At 65.8% G+C, this 19,020-nt stretch carries 17 protein-coding genes and 1 riboswitch; of the genes, 2 read left to right on the top strand and 15 right to left on the bottom strand.

Features of this window, described 5'->3' with window-relative positions:
* Positions 1-101: 101 nt before the first annotated feature.
* A complete protein-coding gene (locus ABXS05_RS31780; RefSeq protein ID WP_367626676.1) occupies positions 102-452 on the bottom strand; it encodes a GFA family protein in 351 nt (116 codons plus the stop codon).
* A gap of 208 nt (positions 453-660) precedes the next feature.
* Between ABXS05_RS31780 and ABXS05_RS31775 the strand changes: the two genes are divergently transcribed.
* Positions 661-1,980 (top strand): LLM class flavin-dependent oxidoreductase, encoded by a 1,320-nt coding sequence (locus ABXS05_RS31775; protein WP_367626675.1) that lies wholly within the window; start codon positions 661-663, stop codon positions 1,978-1,980.
* 162 nt (positions 1,981-2,142) lie between these two features.
* Here ABXS05_RS31775 and ABXS05_RS31770 read toward each other — a convergent pair whose 3' ends face one another.
* The 10 genes from ABXS05_RS31770 to ABXS05_RS31725 form a co-directional block, all read right to left on the bottom strand.
* Positions 2,143-2,970: an aldo/keto reductase gene (locus ABXS05_RS31770; RefSeq protein ID WP_311934596.1), complete on the bottom strand. Its 828-nt coding sequence runs from the start codon at positions 2,968-2,970 to the stop codon at positions 2,143-2,145.
* A gap of 152 nt (positions 2,971-3,122) precedes the next feature.
* Positions 3,123-4,103, bottom strand: coding sequence for an aldo/keto reductase (locus ABXS05_RS31765; RefSeq protein WP_311934597.1), 981 nt, complete (start codon positions 4,101-4,103; stop codon positions 3,123-3,125).
* Between the two features lie 235 nt (positions 4,104-4,338).
* A complete protein-coding gene (locus tag ABXS05_RS31760; protein ID WP_367626674.1) occupies positions 4,339-5,418 on the bottom strand; it encodes a ComEC/Rec2 family competence protein in 1,080 nt (359 codons plus the stop codon).
* Between the two features lie 11 nt (positions 5,419-5,429).
* The gene (locus ABXS05_RS31755; RefSeq protein WP_367626673.1) at positions 5,430-7,895 is read right to left on the bottom strand and encodes a caspase family protein; all 2,466 of its coding nucleotides are present in this window, start codon (positions 7,893-7,895) and stop codon (positions 5,430-5,432) included.
* Between the two features lie 4 nt (positions 7,896-7,899).
* A complete protein-coding gene (locus ABXS05_RS31750; RefSeq protein ID WP_367626672.1) occupies positions 7,900-9,018 on the bottom strand; it encodes a patatin-like phospholipase family protein in 1,119 nt (372 codons plus the stop codon).
* 89 nt (positions 9,019-9,107) lie between these two features.
* Positions 9,108-10,073, bottom strand: a complete 966-nt coding sequence (locus ABXS05_RS31745; protein WP_367626671.1) for an ROK family protein — start codon at positions 10,071-10,073, stop codon at positions 9,108-9,110.
* 3 nt (positions 10,074-10,076) lie between these two features.
* A complete protein-coding gene (locus tag ABXS05_RS31740; protein ID WP_367626670.1) occupies positions 10,077-10,796 on the bottom strand; it encodes a ribulose-phosphate 3-epimerase in 720 nt (239 codons plus the stop codon).
* Entirely contained in the window at positions 10,793-11,596 is an 804-nt protein-coding gene (locus tag ABXS05_RS31735; protein WP_367626669.1) for an alpha/beta fold hydrolase, read from the bottom strand. The genes ABXS05_RS31740 and ABXS05_RS31735 overlap by 4 nt, the downstream gene beginning before the upstream one ends.
* Positions 11,597-11,770: 174 nt before the next feature.
* Positions 11,771-12,601, bottom strand: coding sequence for a sugar phosphate isomerase/epimerase family protein (locus ABXS05_RS31730; RefSeq protein ID WP_367626668.1), 831 nt, complete (start codon positions 12,599-12,601; stop codon positions 11,771-11,773).
* Positions 12,601-13,677, bottom strand: coding sequence for a Gfo/Idh/MocA family protein (locus ABXS05_RS31725; RefSeq protein ID WP_311934605.1), 1,077 nt, complete (start codon positions 13,675-13,677; stop codon positions 12,601-12,603). The genes ABXS05_RS31730 and ABXS05_RS31725 overlap by 1 nt, the downstream gene beginning before the upstream one ends.
* Before the next feature lie 507 nt (positions 13,678-14,184).
* Here ABXS05_RS31725 and ABXS05_RS31720 point away from each other — a divergent pair.
* Positions 14,185-15,357, top strand: coding sequence for an ROK family protein (locus tag ABXS05_RS31720; RefSeq protein ID WP_367626667.1), 1,173 nt, complete (start codon positions 14,185-14,187; stop codon positions 15,355-15,357).
* A gap of 43 nt (positions 15,358-15,400) precedes the next feature.
* On the opposite strand, the gene crcB is transcribed toward ABXS05_RS31720, so the two are convergent.
* From crcB to ABXS05_RS31700, 4 genes are all read right to left on the bottom strand, one after another.
* Entirely contained in the window at positions 15,401-15,838 is a 438-nt protein-coding gene (gene crcB / locus ABXS05_RS31715; RefSeq protein ID WP_367626666.1) for a fluoride efflux transporter CrcB, read from the bottom strand.
* 290 nt (positions 15,839-16,128) lie between these two features.
* Positions 16,129-16,251, bottom strand: a complete 123-nt coding sequence (locus tag ABXS05_RS31710) for a hypothetical protein (RefSeq protein WP_311934608.1) — start codon at positions 16,249-16,251, stop codon at positions 16,129-16,131.
* A 74-nt stretch (positions 16,252-16,325) separates the two neighbouring features.
* A riboswitch (Fluoride riboswitch) is annotated at positions 16,326-16,385 on the bottom strand.
* 25 nt (positions 16,386-16,410) lie between these two features.
* Positions 16,411-18,000: an ABC-F family ATP-binding cassette domain-containing protein gene (locus ABXS05_RS31705; protein ID WP_367626665.1), complete on the bottom strand. Its 1,590-nt coding sequence runs from the start codon at positions 17,998-18,000 to the stop codon at positions 16,411-16,413.
* A gap of 94 nt (positions 18,001-18,094) precedes the next feature.
* The gene (locus tag ABXS05_RS31700) at positions 18,095-19,018 is read right to left on the bottom strand and encodes a LysR family transcriptional regulator (protein ID WP_311934610.1); all 924 of its coding nucleotides are present in this window, start codon (positions 19,016-19,018) and stop codon (positions 18,095-18,097) included.
* Positions 19,019-19,020 lie beyond the last annotated feature (2 nt).

The raw sequence follows: 19,020 nt of genomic DNA, 5'->3' as shown, positions 1-19,020 counted from the left end.
GAATCACCAAGAATCGCAAAGACGCCTTAGCCAATCCTTTGGATTGGCTTGGGAACAAGAAGTTAGAACAAATAAGCGTTCACGCTTGAACGCGCTTTGCTCTAGGTGCTCGCGCCGTCGAATTTGTGAATCTCGAGCGCATCGAGGTCGATGGCCGGCACGCAGCGCAGATTGATCGCCACCATGGCAACCCCGTCGGGCCGCTTTGCCTTGGCAAAAGCCTGAGTGCCGCAGGTCGCGCAGAACTGGTGTTCGATGCGGTGCTTGTTGAACTGGTAGGTCTTGAGTCTCGCCGGGTCGGCGGAGATGGTCACCGCCTCGGCCGGCAGGAAGGCCAGGAGCGAGCCCTTGCGGCGGCAATAGGAGCAATTGCAGCTCACGGCGCTGGTCGGCGCGTCGGCTTCGGCCGTGAAGGAAACTGCGCCGCAATGACAACTGCCTTCGAAGCTCATGTCTCGTCCTCCCGGGATGGTTGTGTGCAGGGCGCCAAACATAGCCCGTGGCGAGGGATTCGGGGATCCTGCTCCGGTGTCGGGAAGGGGACTTCCTTTTGTTTGCGCCGGGCCTTGGCAGACATCAAAACCATACACACTCTATATTCTGAGTGATTTGCTCGCCCGGGCCTTGCGGACCCGGCCTGCCCTTTCATGGGAGATCTTCATGGCCCGCCAATTGCGGCTCGGCGCCTTCATGCGCCCGGCGAGCATTCATACCGGAGCTTGGCGCTATCCGGGCGCCTGGCCCGACGCCAATTTCAACTTCGCCCATCTCAAGCACCTGGCCCAGCGCCTCGAAAGCGCCCGCTTCGACGCTTTCTTCATGGCCGACCATCTCGCCGTGCTCAACATGCCGGTGGAGGCGCTCAAGCGCAGCCATACGGTGACGTCGTTCGAGCCCTTTACCCTGCTGTCGGCCCTGTCGGCCGTCACCGAGCATATCGGCCTGGTCGCCACCGCCTCCACCACCTTCGATGCGCCCTACCATGTCGCCCGCCGCTTTGCCTCGCTCGATCATCTCAGCGGCGGCCGGGCGGGCTGGAATATCGTCACCACGTCCAATCCCGATGCGGCCCTCAATTTCGGCCTCGACGATCACATGGGACACGACGAGCGCTACCGCCGGGCGCGGGAGTTCTATGACGTTGTCACCGGTCTTTGGGACAGCTGGGCCGACGACGCCTTCATCCGCGACGTCGAAAGCGGCCTTTATTTCGACCCGGACAAGCTGCATGTGCTTGGCCACAAAAGCGAGTACCTCTCCGTGCGCGGCCCGCTGAACATCGCTCGTCCGGTGCAGGGCTGGCCGGTGATCGTGCAGGCGGGCTCTTCCGAGCCCGGACGCCAGCTAGCGGCCGAAACGGCGGAGGCGGTGTTCACCGCGCCGCCCCACCTCGCCGAGGGACGCCGCTTCTATGCCGACGTCAAGGGCAGGATGGCCAGGCTTGGCCGCGACAGGGACCATATGAAGATCCTGCCGGCCGCCTTCGTGGTGGTCGGCGACAGCGTGGAGGAAGCCAAGGCCAAGCGCGCCAGGCTCGACAGCCTCGTGCACTACGACAGTGCCATCGCTTCGCTCTCCATCGCGCTCGGCCATGACGTCTCGGGCTTTGATCCCGACGGCCGGCTGCCGCCCATTCCCGAGACCAATGCCAGCAAGAGCGGTCGCGAACGGGTACTGCAACTGGCCGAAAGCGAGGGCCTCACGGTGCGCCAGCTCGCCCAGCGCCTGGGCGGTTATGCGGGCCTCGCTTTCGTGGGCACGCCCGCAAGCATTGCCGATGAAATGGCGGAATGGCTTGAAAGCGAGGGTTCCGACGGTTTCAACGTGATGTTCCCCTATCTGCCCGGCGGCCTCGACGACTTCGTCGACAAGGTCGTGCCGATCTTGCAGGAGCGCGGCCTGTTCCGGCGCGAATATGAGGGGCGGACGCTGCGCGAGAATCTCGGCCTGCCGCGGCCGGAAAACCGCTTCTTCAGATAGGAGAAAATTTCCTGCAGAGTCGGGGCGGTTGGAGTGTCAGCCTCCTGGCTGACATCTTGGAAACGCAGCCCCTGCTGGCAAACGGGATGTCAGCCAGGAGGCTGACACCCTGCATATCCTGCGCTCTTTCATGCAAGCGCAACTATCGTCCCAAACCCGCCCTCACACCATCGCGAAGGTGTCGGGATCCGGGCCGATCTTGCCCTTGGGATCGTCGAGCTTCTCGATGGCGGCGATGTCCTCCGGCGCCAGCTTGAAATCGAAGACCTGGAAGTTCTCGACGATGCGGGCCGGCGTCACCGATTTGGGGATGACGACATTGCCGATGTCGAGATGCCAGCGCAGGATCACCTGGGCGGTGCTCTTGCCGTACTTCTCGGCGATGGCCGTCAGCGTGGGATCGGAGAGCAGCGTGCCCTGGCCAAGCGGGCTCCAGGCCTCCGTCGCGATGCCTTCCTTGGCGTGATAGGCGCGCAGGGCCTTCTGCTGGAAGCGTGGATGCAGTTCGACCTGGTTGATCGCCGGTACCACGCCGGTCTCCGCCTTCAGGCGCTCGAGATGGGCGATCTGGAAATTGGAGACGCCGATGGAGGCGACGAGCCCCTCCTCGCGCAGCTTGATCAGGGCCTTCCAGCTTTCGACATAAAGATCGCGCGAAGGCACCGGCCAGTGGATGAGATAGAGATCGATCGTCTCCAGGCGCAGTTTCTTCAGGCTGGCCTCGAAGGCCCGCAGGGCCGTGTCATAGCCCTGGTCTCCGTTCCACAGCTTGGTGGTGACGAAGATGTCCTTGACCGGAACGCTGGATGCGGCGAGCGCATCGCCCACGCCTTCTTCGTTGCCATAGATGGCAGCGGTGTCGATCGAGCGGTAGCCCGCCTCGATCGCCGCCGTCACCGCGGCGTTCGCGCCCTCGTTCGGCACCTGCCAGACGCCGAAGCCGAGCTGGGGAATTTCCTTGCCGTCATTGAAGCGGATGGTCGGACTCATGGGATTCTTTCCTGAAGTCGTCGAAGGGAAGGGAGGGATGAAAACGGAGGGGCGGTCCGATTCCAGGGGAGGCGGATCGCCGGATGAAGGATGCAGCCGCTGGGGCACCATCCTTCATCTAAGGTCTGGTCAGCGAAGCGCAACCATCGGTCTCACTGAAAGCCGGCGATCGCATGCGGGACATAAGGGGCTTCGAGCGCAGCGATCTCTTCGCCTGTCAATTTCAGATCGAGTGCCGCGATGGCATCGTTCAGATGATGCGGCTTGGAGGCGCCGACGATCGGAGCGGTCACGCCGCTTTTCTGCGCCACCCAGGCGAGAGCCACCTGTGCCCGCGGCACGCCGCGCGCCTTGGCGATGGCGGCCACGGCCTCGATGACCCTGCGGTCGGCTTCCTGGGTCGCGTCATAGAGCGCCGTGCCGACATTGTCGCTCTGCTGGCGCTCGCTGCTCTCGTTCCAGTCGCGCGTCAGTCGGCCGCGGGCGAGTGGGCTCCAGGGCAGCACGGCGATGCCCTGGTCGCGACAGAGCGGCAGCATCTCGCGCTCCTCTTCCCGGTAGAGCAGGTTGAGATGGTCCTGCATGCTGACGAATTCGGTCCAGCCATGCAGCCGGGAGGTGTAGAGCGCCTTGGTGAACTGCCAGGCATGCATGGAGGAGGCGCCGATATAGCGGGCCTTGCCGGCCTTCACCACGTCATGCAGGGCCTCCAGCGTTTCCTCGATGGGGGTCGACGCATCCCAGCGATGGATCTGGTAAAGGTCGACATAGTCGGTGCCGAGACGCCGGAGGCTGTTGTCGATCTCGGCCAGGATGGCGCGGCGCGACAGGCCCTCGCCATTGGGGCCGGGACGGGTGCGGAAGAAGATCTTGGTCGCCAGCACGATCTCCTCGCGCCGCGAAAACTCCCTGATGGCCCGGCCGACGATTTCCTCGGAGGTCCCGTCCGAATAGGTATTGGCGGTATCGAGAAAATTCACGCCGGCCTCGATGGCCTGGCGGATCAGGGGGCGGCTCTGTTCCTCGGGCAAGGTCCAGGCGTGATTGCCGCGATTGGGATCGCCATAGGTCATGCAGCCAAGGCACAGGCGTGACACTTCGAGGCCCGTCGAGCCGAGCTTGACGTAATCCATGGATGAAACTCCTTGCTGAAAACCTATTTCGGGCGCGTTGCCATCCGAAGGACCACGCGAACCGACTAATCCCGCTACTCGATGGATTGGGTCGATTGTGAATCGGCCGGGTGCCGAAGTCCAGCTTCAAAGCAAGGCAGAATGGCTCGCCGGCATTCACACAGTTGCGAGATACCCGGCTGGGCGTGTCGCCGATGACGCAACCGATGTCTCCGCCAAATCGCGACTCTTGCCCTTACAGCTCGAACTCGATGCCTTCCTTGCCCGCTTCGGGAAACAGGCAATCATAGTGCCAGCGTCTCTTCAATTCCTCGTCGTCCCATTGCTCCGTGCTGGGCTGGCGGAAGTTGAACACCAGTTTCTTCCGGCGCTGGGGATCGTTCTTGAGAATGCGGGCGATGGTCTCGGCATCCGGGTGGCCGTGGCGGCTGCCATCGGTCGAGAAGGCAAAGCAGGTACAGTCGATCAGGCGCAGCAGGGCCGGCGAGGTGTTGGCCTTACTGCCGTGATGGGAAACCTTGAGGCAGTCGAGCGCCAAGGGGTTCTCCGGACTATGGCCGAGGCGCTCGAGCGCGGCCTCGATGACATCGGAATGGGAGTCCGCCGCCATCAGCACGCGCCTTCCGTCGAATTCGGCGATGAACACGATGCTGGTGCCATTGGGCTTGGTGCCATCGCGTTCGAAGGCGCGCGAAGCCAGGGCATCGACATTGAGGCCGCCGAGAATCTCGCGACCATCGGCAAGGGCCTGCTCGACCAGGTCCTCGTCCACCGTGCGCAGATGCGCCTTGGCCAGTTCATTGTCCCAGACCGGCAGCAAGTCCGTGAGCTTGCGGTCCGTCGGAGAGAGCAGGGTGAGCTTCAGCCCTCCGGTGAGCGGCAGGGCTTCGCGCGCCTCCGGACTGTCCGTGGAAACGATGCCGGAGGCGAACTGGCTGTTCCAGGGCCAATGGCTGGCGACGATGCCGGCCGTGACCTTCTCGGCCTGGCCGGCGCCCATGGTTTCACGGTCGCCGAGCCGGTCCCTGGCCGCGATGAGCTGGGCATGGGCGTTGAACCAGACATTGCGCGCCGTGCAGGGGAGCGCCGTTTCCCCGAACAGCGGCACGGCGCCTTCGATGTGGTCGGCGTCGATGTGGCTGATGGCGAAGAGCTCGAAGCTGCCGATCGCCTGCAGCAGCGGCTTCAGCACCCGATAATTCTTGGTGCGGCCGAGATCGACGAGGGCGCGATGGAGGGCGTCTTCCTCGCCCCAGCTCAGCATCAGCGCATCGCCCTCGGAGGCCGGATGCATGGCGAGCCTGAAAACCGGCATGGCAGTCTCCTTCAATCGCCGAGGCGGATCACGGTGAAGGCCTGGGTCGAGTCGATGCGGTTGGCGAAGGCGCGGGCTGCGCGGCGCGGCGCTTCGAGTGCCTTTTCATCCGGCAGGCTTTCGAGCCCGCGGGCCAGCCAGTCCGCTGACAGCGAATAGAGCGGTGCGCCGCGCGAAAAACCCTCCAGGAACCGGGCCTTGGCCTGTTCGAACTGCTTGGCGGTGCTGGCCCGCATCAACAGGCGGCGGCCAAGGATGATCGGGCCGTCCGGGATGAGCGGAAACCAGTTGGCGAGATTGAAGAGCCAGGGGTCCCAGCGGCGTTCGAAGTCGGGCGACGAGGCCGAGACGGCGATCAGCGCGGCCGCCAGCGCCGCGATCGGATCGGCGAGCTTGTCCTGCATCGCGTCGATCACGGCCTGCTGGAGCCCGCCGGCCAGGAGCCTGCTGCCGGCCTCGGCGTCGCGCGCCGCCAGGAAGCCGATCAGGCCGCTCCAGATGGAGTTTTCGGCGATGATGGTGACCATGCTTTTTTCGCACGGCGCCTGCCTGTCGACGAGGACATAGGGGCGCCAGCGCCCCGCGATGCTTGGCACCACGGCGAGATTGCGGCGCGGGCCGGCTTCGATCGCGACGAAGACCGGGCGATCGTCGGTGCTACTTTCGAACGGCGCGAAGCGATGGGCCGCGGCGTCGGCCAGGCCAACCTGCGCGAGCCGCCCGTCGTCATTGTCTATGGCTGCGGCGAGGCGGGGATCGTTAAGCGCATGCAGGCCGAGCGCATAATCGACATGGCCGGCGATGGTGGCAATTACGGGTATCACCGGCGGAGGGGCGGGCCGAGGAAAACCGGGCTGCCAAAGGGGCGGTGCCGAGCTGTCGACGTCAGCCGATGGACGCGGCCGCAAGCTTTCCAGGCCCGGCGCCGGAGCGGGAGGCGACGGATCAGGGGGAGGAGACGGCGGGACGGCACCGGTCGCCGTCGCCAGGCCGAGCCATTCATGTGGCGAAGCCGGCATGGCGAAGCGCACTTCCAGCACCTCGTCCTTGGCCACCGTGACGTTCTGGATCTCCACCCGGCCATCGGGCGTACGCAAGGTGACGACATGTTCGCCAGGCCCGACATCCACGGGCGTGGCGCCGCCGATGGCGACGACAACCTGTTTGGGGCTCTTCTTCGCCTCGTTCGCCCCGGCAACCTCGGCCACGGCACCGGCTGCGATCGCCACGGGGCCGGAAAGGCTGATGAGCAGCCGTGCGGCCGGGCCGGCGCTGCGTCCCGGGTCGAGTTTTTCCACTACGGCGGGAGGCGGCGTCGCACTGTGCCTGATTTCCAGGAAGACGGCTGGCGCCCGCGCCTTGCCCTTGGCCCCGCCGATATCCGCGCCGAAACGACGGGCGGAGACGTTGATGGCGGTGGCTTCGGGATATTTCAGGAGCTGGAAGGGCGGCTTTCCGGTTGCGCCCTCGAAGGCCGTCTCGCCGCCGGGGACGGCGGTGACGGTGAAATCGCTCTCGGGCCAGTTCTCGGGTTCGGCCATCGAGATATAGACCGGGATTTCCGCCCGCTCGCCGGCGAAGCTGATCTCGAAAGTACCGGAGATGCGCCCACCGGGCGTCTGCGGTTTCTCGTCCGGCAGGCGGTGCAGCTCGAGCAGGCGGCTGATGCTGTCCACCAGCGGGCCGGGGCGCACCGGCCAGTCCTCTTCGGCCGGATCGCCGGCGACACCGCCGAGTGCGCTCAGCAGCGCATCGGCAAACAAAGTGGTGTTGTTGACGCGGCCTCCCGCGACTTCTCCGAGCGCGGTGGCGGCGATCACCCATTGCTTGCTCGGCTCGTCATGTCCCCTGTTTTCGCGGGTCAGGGCAATCAACTTGCTTCCGAACGGCTCGTTCCAGGGCAAAGCGAGATTCGTCGCCGAGCGGCAGCAGTCGAACAGCAGAAGCTGGGAGACGGCTTTGGCGTTCTCCAGGGCGGACATGAACTGCTCGACTTCGGACATGCCGGCCGTGGCGTCGAGATCGTCCATGGCATAGTCCTCGAGGAGGAAGGCCGTGCGGGAGAGCAGGCTCTCGCCATGGCCCGCGACATAGAGGATGGCGAGATTGTCCTTGTGCGTGTTGATGCGCCTCACCCAGGCCCGTACCGCCTCGCGCGACGCGGCGAAGCTGGCGCGTGGCACCGGTCCATCGGCATAGGTGGCGCGGGGATCCCCGCCCGCTGCCGGCTCGGAGAGCAGGAGGGCGAGGCTGCCGAGCGGACAGGCCTCGTTACGAAAGCCCGGCGTGTCCCCGACGAACCAATCCGCCAGGGCTCGTGCCGAGAAGGTGGTGGAGGTCAGCGGCTTCTTGAAGCGCGACGACTGATAGGCACCGACTCCGATGATCAGCACATGGGTGGCGGGGCCGGCTGCCAGCGCGTCGTCGCGATAGACCAGGCCAAAATTCCTGTCGGGATCGGTGCCGGCGAGTTTCATGGCCCTAGACCGGAAAGCCGGGCAGGGGATAGGCCGTCGGAGCCGGCTCGGTCGGCGCGACATAGCTGCGCAGGGCGACATCCATCATCAGCCAGCCCCAATTGATGAGCCGGCTCTGCTCCTCCTCGTCGAAGGGATCGAGGCGGGTCCGCATTTTTGCCAGCCGCGCGACCGCGGTGGGGTCGGGCTTCAATGTCTGTGGGGCGGGATATTTCGAGGCGACGCTGTCGATGCCGCTGAAGGCAATGATGCGGCCGGCGGCCTTGGCTTCGGCGAAGAGCAGGCGCTTGCGCAGGCCGCGTGCCTGGTCGGTGGCGATGTCGAGGACGCGCAAGGCCTGCTGGGGCCAGAAGGCATGGGCGGATTCCTCGGTGCCGAAGGGGGCACCGGCATCGCTGACGATCACGGTGGCGAAATCGTCCACCGTCTCCAGCCCGAGATTGTCATACGCGCCGCCATCGGTGAGGGAAAGCCTGTGGTTGTAGTCGGGATCGCCGAAATGGCTCGTGCCGGTGGCGTTCACCCAGTGCGCAGGGTCGACCTTGATCTCCACGGGCGACAGCACGGGCGGAAAGGCGCTCGAAGCGGCGACGGCCACTGCAAGCCGGATGTCGGGCTTGGGTATGATGCCGACAGCATAGTCGGCCAGCCGGATCTTTTGCAGGCGCACGAGCCGGCCGGTCTGCAGATTGGTGGCATTGAAGACGAATTGCGGGCTGTCCGGCAGATCCTGCAGGCTGATGCCCTCGAAGAGATCATCATAGCTGTCGGCGAGGACGTCGCCGATGGACTTGCCGGGCAGGATGGTCCCGAGCCCCACCGCCTTGGTATCGACGGAACGGGTGCAGAATTCACGCAGCGGTGCGATCACCTTGGCGTCGAGATCGGTGACAACGCCGTTCTGGAAGGTCAGCTGTTTCCAGGCGGCCGCCAGCATGCCCGAGGTGATCGAGCCGCCCGACACACTGGAGACCCGGCTGATCTTGGCGAGCAGGCCGAGCTGGTTGAGCCGGATCAGCGCGCCGCAATGATAGAGCGTGGCGCGAAAGCCGCCGCCCGAGAAGGCCAATGCCGGCGTGTTGCGATCCACCGTGCGGTCTTCGATTCCACCGGCCTGTGCCATCGCCCATCCCCCATGCAGGATCTGCAGGCGGAGTGTTTGACCAAACCCGTGAGTCGGGCGTTATTCCAGCGTCAGGGCGCGGTCCGCGATCACCGGGTCCGCTCGCCGAACATCAGGAGGGCCGCGGCGCCGACGAGGCCGGCATTGTCGCCGAGAGCCGCTTTTACCACCGGCACGTCGCGGAAGGCAGGCAGGGCAGTGGTGCGGATGGCCCGATGGATCGTCTCGTCCATCAGGTCGAAGCCATGCGAGACACCGCCGCCCATCACCACTTTCTCGGGACTGTAGAGATGGATGAGGCTGACAAAGCCCTCGCCGAGCAGGGTGGCTTCCTCGTCGAGGAGCGCGAGTGCCGTCGCATCGCCCTGGCGCGCGGCTGCGACAACGTCCCCGGCGGTCGGCGCCGTCAGGCGGGCAAGGCTGCTCCCGGGATGAGCGAGAGCGGCTTCGCGCGCCCGCCGGTCAAGCGCGGTGCCGGCGGCGAAAGCCTCGAAGCAGCCGGTGGCGCCGCAACTGCAGCGCGGCTCGTCTCCGGCCGAGTGGCATTTCTGCGCCAGGCGGAAATGGCCGACATGAGCCGTCATGCCGCGCCTGCCATGCAGGAGACGGCCGTCGCTGACCACGCCGCCGCCGATGCCGGTGGAGACGGTGACATAGAGGAGATGGTCGAGACCGCGGCCGGCGCCGAAGCGCCATTCACCGTAGCAGGCGGCGATGGCGTCGCCCTCCAGCACCACCGGCCGGCCGAGCGCGGCGGCAAGTTCGTCGCGCAGGGGAAAGTTCTCCCAGCCGGGCAGGGTCGGGATGTGGATGAAGGTGCCGGTGAGGCTGTCGAGCGGCCCCGGAGCGCAGACGCCGATACCGGAGAGCGAGTCGAGGCTCTTGTCGTCGGTGACTTCCTCGATGAGGTTGCGGAATTGCGCCATCACGGCGGCGGGGCCGCCGGCGACATCCGTGCGGGTCGCGGCGCGCCTGAGCACGGTGCCGGTATCATCAACGAGGGCGGCGCGTACCTGGGTGCCGCCGAGATCGATGCCAATGGCGCGCCGATACATGGGTCAGGGCTCCCGCTCGAGGCCGTGGACCCAGGCGATGCGGGCGGCCAGATCCGGTGCGCCGAAGGCCAGCGACCCCATCACGATGGTCTCGGCGCCGGCCAGGCGCAGATTGGGCACGGTGTGCTCGCGATTGCCGCCATCGGAGGCAAGGATGATGCGGCGACCGGCCAAGTCATCGTTCAGGTAGTCGGCGATCAGCTTGCGGGCTTCGCGCAGCCGCGCCAGGGCCGTTCCGTCGAGGCCGACGCCCTTGATGCCGATCAGGGTGCCGAGCAGGGTCAGCATATCCAGGCGGTCGAGGAAGGGTTCGGCCGCCGCGACCGGTGTGTGGAGCTGCAGCACCATGCCGGTGGCAAGGCCGTGCTCGCGGATACGGGCGAGGGCGGCATCGGCATTGGCGTTCTCGGCATGGATGCTGATCAGGTCGGCGCCGGCTTCGGCGAACTGGTCGATCTGGTCGAGGAGGATGTCGTCCGTCGTCATCAGATGGACGTGAATGGGCTTGGCGGTCACCTTGCGCACCGCCGCGGTCAGGTCCGGGAAGTAGAGCAGGGCCGGCGAGAAATGGCCGTCGGCGACGTCGACATGGAAGATGTCGACATGGCGCTCGACCCGGGCGATGTCCTCGGCCAGGCGGCCGAGGTCGGCTGACCACAGCGAGAATTCGGCAAGGAGGCGGTCGGCAGGCAGGGCCTCGAGCCAGCCGGGAGCGGGTTTCATGCGGGGGTCTCCGAAAGGAACTGCGCCAGAGTGGCGCGAAAATCCTGGACGTAGCGTGGCTTGTCCAGCGCCTTGGGGGTGATGCGGGCGAGCCGGGCGCCCGGAATGAGCGCGGCGAGCGTTTCGGCATGGCCGAGCGGGTGGATGGCGTCGACTTCGGTGCCGATGACGAGCGTCGGAATCCTCAGGGCAGCGATATCGGTGCGGGAGACGCCGGGTCCATCGGCCGAAATGCGGGCGAGCAGGGCCGCGGTGACGGCCTGGGGCTCTCGCGTAAAGAAGCCGCGCAGCGAGGCGAGATTGTCCGGGGCGCTGGTGGCAAGTTCGCGCGCCGTATCGGAAGCCTCGAACAGCGCCCGTGCTTCCTCGGCACCGTGACGGGCGAGCAGCGCGCCGACCTGGGCATTGGGCGCCATATTGGCGGGGGCGGCCTCCGCAATCCAGGCCGGCCGGGCCAGCACCAGGGCCCGCACCAGCTCCGGCCTGGTGACGGCGAGGCGCAGGGCGATCGCCGCACCCATGGAAATGCCGCCGAGGACGGCGGGGCCGAGCGCCAGGCTGTCGAGCCAGCCCGCCAGGTCGTCGGCGAAGGTGGCGATCGAAAGAAGCCCGGGGTCGCCGGCTTCGGAGCCACCATGGCCTCGGCATTCCAGCGTGAGGCAGCGGGCCGGCAGCTCGAAGGGAAAGGCCTCGGCCGGCTGGGCGGCATCCCCGCACAGGCCGTGCTGGAAGACCACAGGCATGCCGCTGCCGCGGTCATGCACGGCGAGGCGGAGGCCATGGCGCTGGAAGACGCTCATGTCAGCTGCTCCGCGACTTATCTTCCCTTCTCCACCTGCGGGAGAAGGTGGCACGAAGTGCCGGATGAGGGGTTTCGCTACGCTGGCTGGCCATGGCGAGACCCCTCATCCGCTTGCCAGCACCTTCTCCCGCAAGGGGAGAAGGAGATGTCGCGTGGCGTTCGGCGCTTGTCGTCATGAAATCCCCGCCAGCTTCCGGCCGAGGAACGCGGCCACCTCTGCCGCCTCAGCGGCGGCAAGGCCGTGGGTGACCAGCGGTCCATCGAAGCCGATGCGGGCGAGGCCGGCGAGATAGTGGTCATAGTCGAGCACGCCCTTGCCGGCCGTGGTGAAGCCGCCGGTCGCGTCCCTGTCCTTGGCATGGGCCATGACGATGCGGTCGGCCAGGAGGTCGATGGCCTCGGAGACCAGGCGCTGCTGTTCGGCAAGCGAAGCGACCTCGAAGAGATTGGCCGGGTCGAGAATGATCTTCAGCCGGGGGCTCGCCATCTCGTCGATGATCGCCCGGGCCTTGGCGGCGGAATCGATGACATTGGCCAGTTCAGGCTCGATGCCGAGATCGACATCGTATCGCTCGGCGATGTCGAGCGCCGTTTCCAGGCTGGCGGCAAGATCGCGCCAGGCTTCCGGCGAGGCGTTGTCGGGATGGCCACGCCACTGGTCATCAGGATCGCGCGTGCCGGTGCAGAGCGTCAGGAGGCGGGTGCCCATGCGTTGGGCTGCGCCGGCGATGACCTCGAGGCTGTCATGGCCGCGCCAGCGCTGGGCCGGATCGGGGTGGATCATGTTGTAGGTGGCGGAGATGGCCGCGACGTCGAGAGCCTGGTCGAGGGCGGCTGTACGCACCGCCTCGGCGATGCCGTCGGGGATGGTCTCCGGCATGGCGGGCAGGCCCGAACAGGCCATGTTGTATTGCACGACGCCGTAGCCCGCCGCGCGGGCGGCGGCCATCACCGTTCCCGGTTCGCTGCCGGGGAAGGTCTTGGCGAAGATGCCGAGCCGCATCACAGCTCTCCCTTGACGTCGGCGAGCCGCACGGCGCGGCCCTCGCGGACGGATTGGGCGATGGCGATCATCGCCCGGACGGAAGCGACGCCGTCCTCGATGTCGGCGCCGCGCATCGGCGCGCCCTTGAGGATGACGTCGGCGAAGCCCTCGAGCTGGCGGCGATAGAAATGACCGTCCGCGCCGAGGACGCGGGTGGTGGCGCCGTCCTTTTCATGGAAGATGTCGACGTCGCTGCTCTTGTAGTACCAGGGGTTATAGGTCTTGCCGAGCACGCTGCCATGCTCGCCATAGATCTGGAAGCCTTCGTGCCAATCCATGCGCACTGATACGGTGAGGTCGAGATGGCCGAGCGTGCCGTTGGCGAAGGCAAGGTCGACGAACCAGCAGCGCGCGCCGAAGCGCTCGGAGAAGCGGGCCTCGACCTCGACGATCTCGCCGCCGAAATAACGGGCGGTGTCGACGAGATGGCTGCCATGGGCGAGCATGTAATAGCGCTGGAGGTCGGCCTTGGGGTCGGCGGCCGGCCTGCGCGCCTGCTTGCTGGTGACGATCAGCGGCTGGACCGCATCCGTCATCGGGTAACGGTGCGTCGAATCGCAATACCAGGCCTTGAGGGCGAGCATCTCACCCATTTCCGTATCGATGAAGGCCTTGGCGGTTTCGAGGCCGGCATCGAAGCGCTTCATATGGCCGACCTGCAACACCTTGCCGCTTGCAGCCACGGCGCTGCGCAAGGTTTCCACCTCCTCCACGCCGATGCCGGCAGGCTTTTCGCTGAGCACGTGCTTGCCCGCTTCCAACGCGGCGATCGAGGCCGGTACGTGGAAGGCGTCCGAGGTCGCCACGATGACCGCATCGAGTTCGGGATCGGCCAGCATGGCGGTGTAATCCGAAAACGTCTTCTCGGGCTGATGGGTCCAGGCCATGCGCTCCAGGAGGTCGGGCGCGACGTCGCAGATGGCGTAGAGGTCGGCATTGCGCGCCTTGGTGCAGCTTTCGAAATGAGCGGCCTGGGCGATCGGGCCACAGCCCAGCACGCCGACCTTGAGGCGGCGCTCTTCCTTCTTCGGCATCAGGGCTTCCTGTGTTTTCTATAATTTATTTATTATCTAAACAAATATGAAGTGCAAGGCTTTTGCTGCTGTCGTCCCCGGGCATGGCAGGGGTGCTTTGGCGCTTTGGGAAAATGCCTCCAGCCAGGCAAACGTTCGTCCTCAATAGTTTGGCCCATGGCAAAGCGTGTTTGAGCCGGACGCGTCTTCTGCTCTTACTGTCTGTATCAAAGCGTCCTCGTGTTTCCGGAGCGTTTTGCGATTTGGCGGAATCGCCAAGGATGGCAAAGACGCTTCAGCCGATCCGCAGGATTGGCCTGGAACTAAAGAGTGAGAGTAAACCAGTGTTTCCGTCTAAACGCGCTTTGCTCTAAAGCGTTTTGCGATTTGGTGGAATCACCAAGAATCGCAAAGACGCGTCGGAACAAAGAGTTAGAGCAAATGGGCGTTCGCGCTTGAACGCACTTTGCTTTAGGTGATTCGGTCGAATCGCAAAGCCATTCTAGAGATTCGGGCGGAGGCGACACCATGGCTGACCAGACCTTCGCGCGTTATGTGAACGAGCGGCGCATTCTCACCCAGCTGCGCCTGCAGGGAGCGATGCCTCGGGCCGAACTTGCCCGGCGTCTCGGCCTGACCCCCGCCACCATTACCAATCTGGTCGAGAACCTCACGGCGAGCTCCCTTCTCGTCGAGCGGCGCACCTCTCGCGACGACAATGCGCGCCGGGACGTCGGCCGGCCCGGCGTCGACATCGCCCTCAACCCGAGCGGAGGCTACTTTCTCGGCGCCGAGATCGGCGTCGGCGTGGTGCGCTTTGCCCTGATCGACCTGGCGCTGGGGGTGGTTGACAGCCGCACGGCGCGCCTGGCCCATCCGGTCGGCCCGGAGGCAGCAGTCGACGCCATCGCCACTTATGCTCGCGGCCTGACGCAGCCCTTGCGCTCGATCGGCATCACCGTGCCCGGCCTGGTACGCTCGGACGGCTATGTCGTGCATCTTCCCATGCTGGGCTGGAAGGATCTCAACTTGAAGGCCCTGGCGGAGCAGGTGCTCAGCGCGCCTGTCTTCGTCGAAAACAACGCCCATGCCGCGGCTTTCGGCGAGGTCTATACCCAGCCTGGTCTGCAGGCCGATGCCATCGTCTATCTCAAGCTCGGGGCCGGCTGCGGCGGGGCGGCCATCGTCAACGGACGCCTCGTCCGCGGGGCCGGCGGAACGGGCAACGAGTTCGGCCATATCCGCATCCGCGAGGCGGGCCCGCGCTGCTCCTGCGGGCAGGAGGGCTGCCTGGAGACCTTCGTCAACATTGCCGCGCTCGACCGTTCCTATCGGCCCGGCCAAGGCTTCGGCGTCGACAGTCTTTCCGCCCTACCGGCGATGGTGGCCGCCGCCGCCCATGCCGGCGATCGCAACGCCGGTGTCGCCATCGACGAACTCGCGGACCATCTCATCATCGGGCTGACATCCCTGACCAACATCTTCAACCCCAGCACGATCGTGCTCGGTGGTGCCATGCGTCCGGTACTCGCCGCCCATCTCGACAGGCTGTCGCAGGCGGTCGGTGCCGGCATCGTACCGGGGATGACCAGGCCGCAGATCCGCCTTTCGACCCTGGGTGAAATGGAGTGCGCCATCGGCGCGGCCACCATTGCCCACCACCAGGATTTCGACGTCTCCAACATCGAGATCGGCGGCTGATGCCAAGAATCGTTGGAGATGACACCCGCCATGGGGGCCGGTGTCAGGACGTCTCTTCGTCGACCTGTACCTGTGCCACCTGCTGCGTGCCATTGATCGTCGCCGCGCCATAGAAGCCGAGGGCGGACGCCGCGACGCAGAGCATCACGGAGACGCCGATATTGATCAGGGCCCGCAGGGGCATGTTCATGTGCAAGAGTTCGAAGGTCTGCAGGCTGAAGGACGAGAAGGTGGTGAAACCGCCGCAGATGCCGACCATGAAGAACAGCCGCCAGAGATCGGGCAGGGGCGCCCGGCCATTGGCGAGGGTCAGGGTGCCGAAGAAGGTGATGGCGAAGGAGCCGGCGATGTTGATGAGAATGGTCGCCCAGGGCAGGTTTTCGCTGTAGGGCGCCATCCACAAACCGATCCAATAGCGGCCGACGGAGCCGATGGCGCCGCCGATGGCGATCATGATGGTGTTGGCGAGCACGGGTGACATGGATGCTCCGAAAATTCGGTGAGAGAGAGATGAAGATTTCGGCGGCAATAGGCTGGTCTGATGAGGATAGCCGGGCTTAGGCCCAATGCGGATCACCAAGCAAGGAACCACTACGATTTGTCATAGCCGGGCTTGACCCGGCTATCCAGAAACCCGCGACTTGACCGGGCTCCGGGCTGGATTGACGGGTCAAGCCCGGCAATGACAGGGGTAGTGCAAACTTGAAGGCGCTCGCGTGAATGGTATTGGGTTTAGGCCACCGCCAATCTGAAATCCCGACACTCCGTGATTCATGGCGGAATCAGCCCCAGCCGCCAGGCGATGGCAAGGCCGATCAGGCCGAGGACAGCCAAAATCAGCCAGATGCGCAGGAGGAGAAGCGGGATCGGCCGTCCTGGCCGCGAAGGGCGCATGGCATACCTCCAGGGAGATCGCTGCGGCACTTCGACGAAAGCGGGAGTTGGAACGAACTCCTACCGGCGCCAAGCACCTGGTAGGAGTCATCAGCCTTGCGGCGGTTTGGGGGGACTCCATCCCCATGTCCCCACATTACGGCCTGGGCCCCAGCGGGGTCAAGCTGCCGGAGACAGTTCCAGCCGCCGTGTGATGCCAATGGCCTCCAGAAAGCTCTCGTCATGGCTGACCACCAGCAGGGCGCCATCATAGGCGCGCAGGCCTGCTTCCACCGCCTCGATCGCATCGATGTCGAGATGGTTGGTCGGCTCGTCCAGGATCAGCAATGGCGGCGGTCTCTCTCCGCCCAGGACGCAGGCGAGGCCGGCCCGCAGCATCTGCCCGCCGCTGAGGCTGCCGGTCTTCTGGAGAGCCGCGTCCGCCCGGAACATGAAGCGGGCCAGGGCCGAACGGCAGGTATTCTCGTCCGATCGCGGATTGAGCCGCTTGAAATTGTCGCGGATCGTCTCGCTCGGGTCGAGCACGCTCACCTCCTGGTCGAGCAGCGCGAAGCCGGGCAGGACCCAGACATGGCCGGCCTGGGGTTGCAGCCGCCCGGTGACCAGGCCGAGCAGTGTCGTCTTGCCGCTGCCATTCGCACCGGTCACGGCGACGCGCTGGGGCCCTGCGAGGGTGAAGCGGAGGTCGTCCAGGACAGGCCGAAGCGGCTCGTAGCCAAAACGCAGCGCATCGAGGCGCAGGACCACCTTGTCGGCGGGCAGACCCGTGGACGCGAGTTTCACCGACAAGGGTTGCAGGATCTCGAGGCGTTCGCGCGCCTTGTAGAGAGCTTCGCTCGCCTGTGACTGCTGCCGTTCGGCCAGGCGGGCTCCCGCGCCTCCGCTCTTTTCGCTGCGTTCCTTCTTCGCGTCGAGCAGCAGCAGGGGGGCATCGCCCTTGGTTCGCGCCTTGCGGCCCGCGCTGTCCTTGCGTGCCTTGCGTTCGGCGGCGATCTGGGCCTTGCGCTCGGCTTCATCAAGCCGCTTCTCGGCCTCGCCCAGATCATGGCGGACTGCCGCCAGCTCCAGGGCCTTGCGTGCCCGGTACTGGCTCCAATTGCCGCCATAGACGCTGGCGCCGAGCGAGGTCAGCTCGACGATGGCATCCATGGCCTCGAGCAGTTCGCGGTCGTGGCTGACCACCACCGCCCCGCCGCGCCAGCCGGCGAGGAGATCGATGACGGCCTTTCGGCCCTCGCGGTCGAGATTGTTGGTCGGCTCGTCCAGCAGCAGGAAGTCCGGCTCGGCGAAGACCAGCGCCGCCAGGCCGATCCGCGTGCGCTGCCCGCCCGACAATGTCGTCAGAGGGGTATCGGGTTCGATCGGCAGGCCGACCCGGGCGAAGGCCGCGGCGAGACGGGCCTCCAGGGTCCAGTCGGCGGTGACGAGATCTTCGGCGGAGGCAAGGCCGGCTTCCGCGCGGGCAAGCAAGGCGAGGGCCTGCGTTACGCCGAAGAGGTCGGCGACAGTCTCATCCGGTCCGACTTGGACGACCTGACGCAGGCGTCCCAGGCTGCCATGGACGATGACACGGCCGGAACGGGGCTGGAGATCCCCTGCTATCAGTTTGAGTAAGGTCGTCTTGCCGACGCCGTTGCGGCCGACGAAGCCGGACCGTTCGGGGCCGACGCTCAGGTCGAGCCCGGAGAACAGTGCATGGCCGTCAGGCGTGGACCAGGAGAGATTGGAGAGCGTAATCGAAGCAGGCATGAGAATGGATGATCCCTGACACAAGGCAAAGCGGTGTTGCGGTCAGGTTCAGATCCATTGCTTCTCACTCACTGGGGTGGCCGACGTCTCCTATCTAGGAGAGTGGGCGAGCTCGCGCAAGGTCGCCGAAGATCGGATTCGCCCGCAGGCGTTCCACGGCGAAATCGACGAAGGAGCGCACCTTGGCGGAGGGAGCCCGGCCGCCGGCATGCACGATATGGATCGGCACCGGCTCTTCCTCGAACTCGGTCAGCACGGTGCGCAGCGCGCCTTCTCGCAGGGCCGTGTCGACCTGATAGGCGAAAACGCGCACCAGCCCCCAGCCGGAGATGGCAGCCGAGATCCCCGATTCGTTGAGGTTGCACATCAGCCGCGGCTGGATGCCGACATGGATCTTTTCGTCGCGGCCGAAGCGCCATTCCAGTCGAGGCCAGGCACCGATCCTGGCGATGACGCTGTGACCGGCGAGGTCGGCGGGACTGCGCGGCTCGCCATGTTCGGCGAGATAGGCGGGAGAGGCGCAGATCACCCGCCGCATGCTGCCGACCCGGATCGCCGTCAGTTCCGAATCCGGCAAATGGCTGATGCGGATGGCAACGTCCATGCCTTCCTCGACCAGATTGGTGATGCGGTCGAGGAACAGGGTCTGCGCGCTGACGACCGGATGCCGGCCGAGATAATCCATCACCACGGGCAGGATATGGAGCTGCCCGAACATCACGGGCGCGGTGACGATCAGCGTGCCCGTCGGCGTGGTGTAGGAGCCGGCGGCAGCCGCTTCGGCGTCGGCAAGGTCGGCCAGGATGCGCTGGCAGTCATGCAGGTAGCGCTCTCCGGTCTCCGTGAGCTTGAGCGACCGGGTGGTGCGCACCAGAAGCTGCGCGCCAATGGCATCTTCGAGAAAGGCGACGGACCGGGTGACTGCGGGCGGGCTCATGAACAGGCGGCGGGCGGCCTCGGCGAAGCCGCCGCTCTCGGCCACCTTCACGAAGACCCGCATGGCCTGCCAGCGATCCATGA

The sequence above is a fragment of the Labrys neptuniae genome (assembly GCF_040797145.1).
GTDB classification, from domain to species: domain Bacteria; phylum Pseudomonadota; class Alphaproteobacteria; order Rhizobiales; family Labraceae; genus Labrys; species Labrys neptuniae.
Note: the sequence above shows the minus strand (reverse complement) of the source record. Positions and strands in the feature narration are given on the sequence as shown.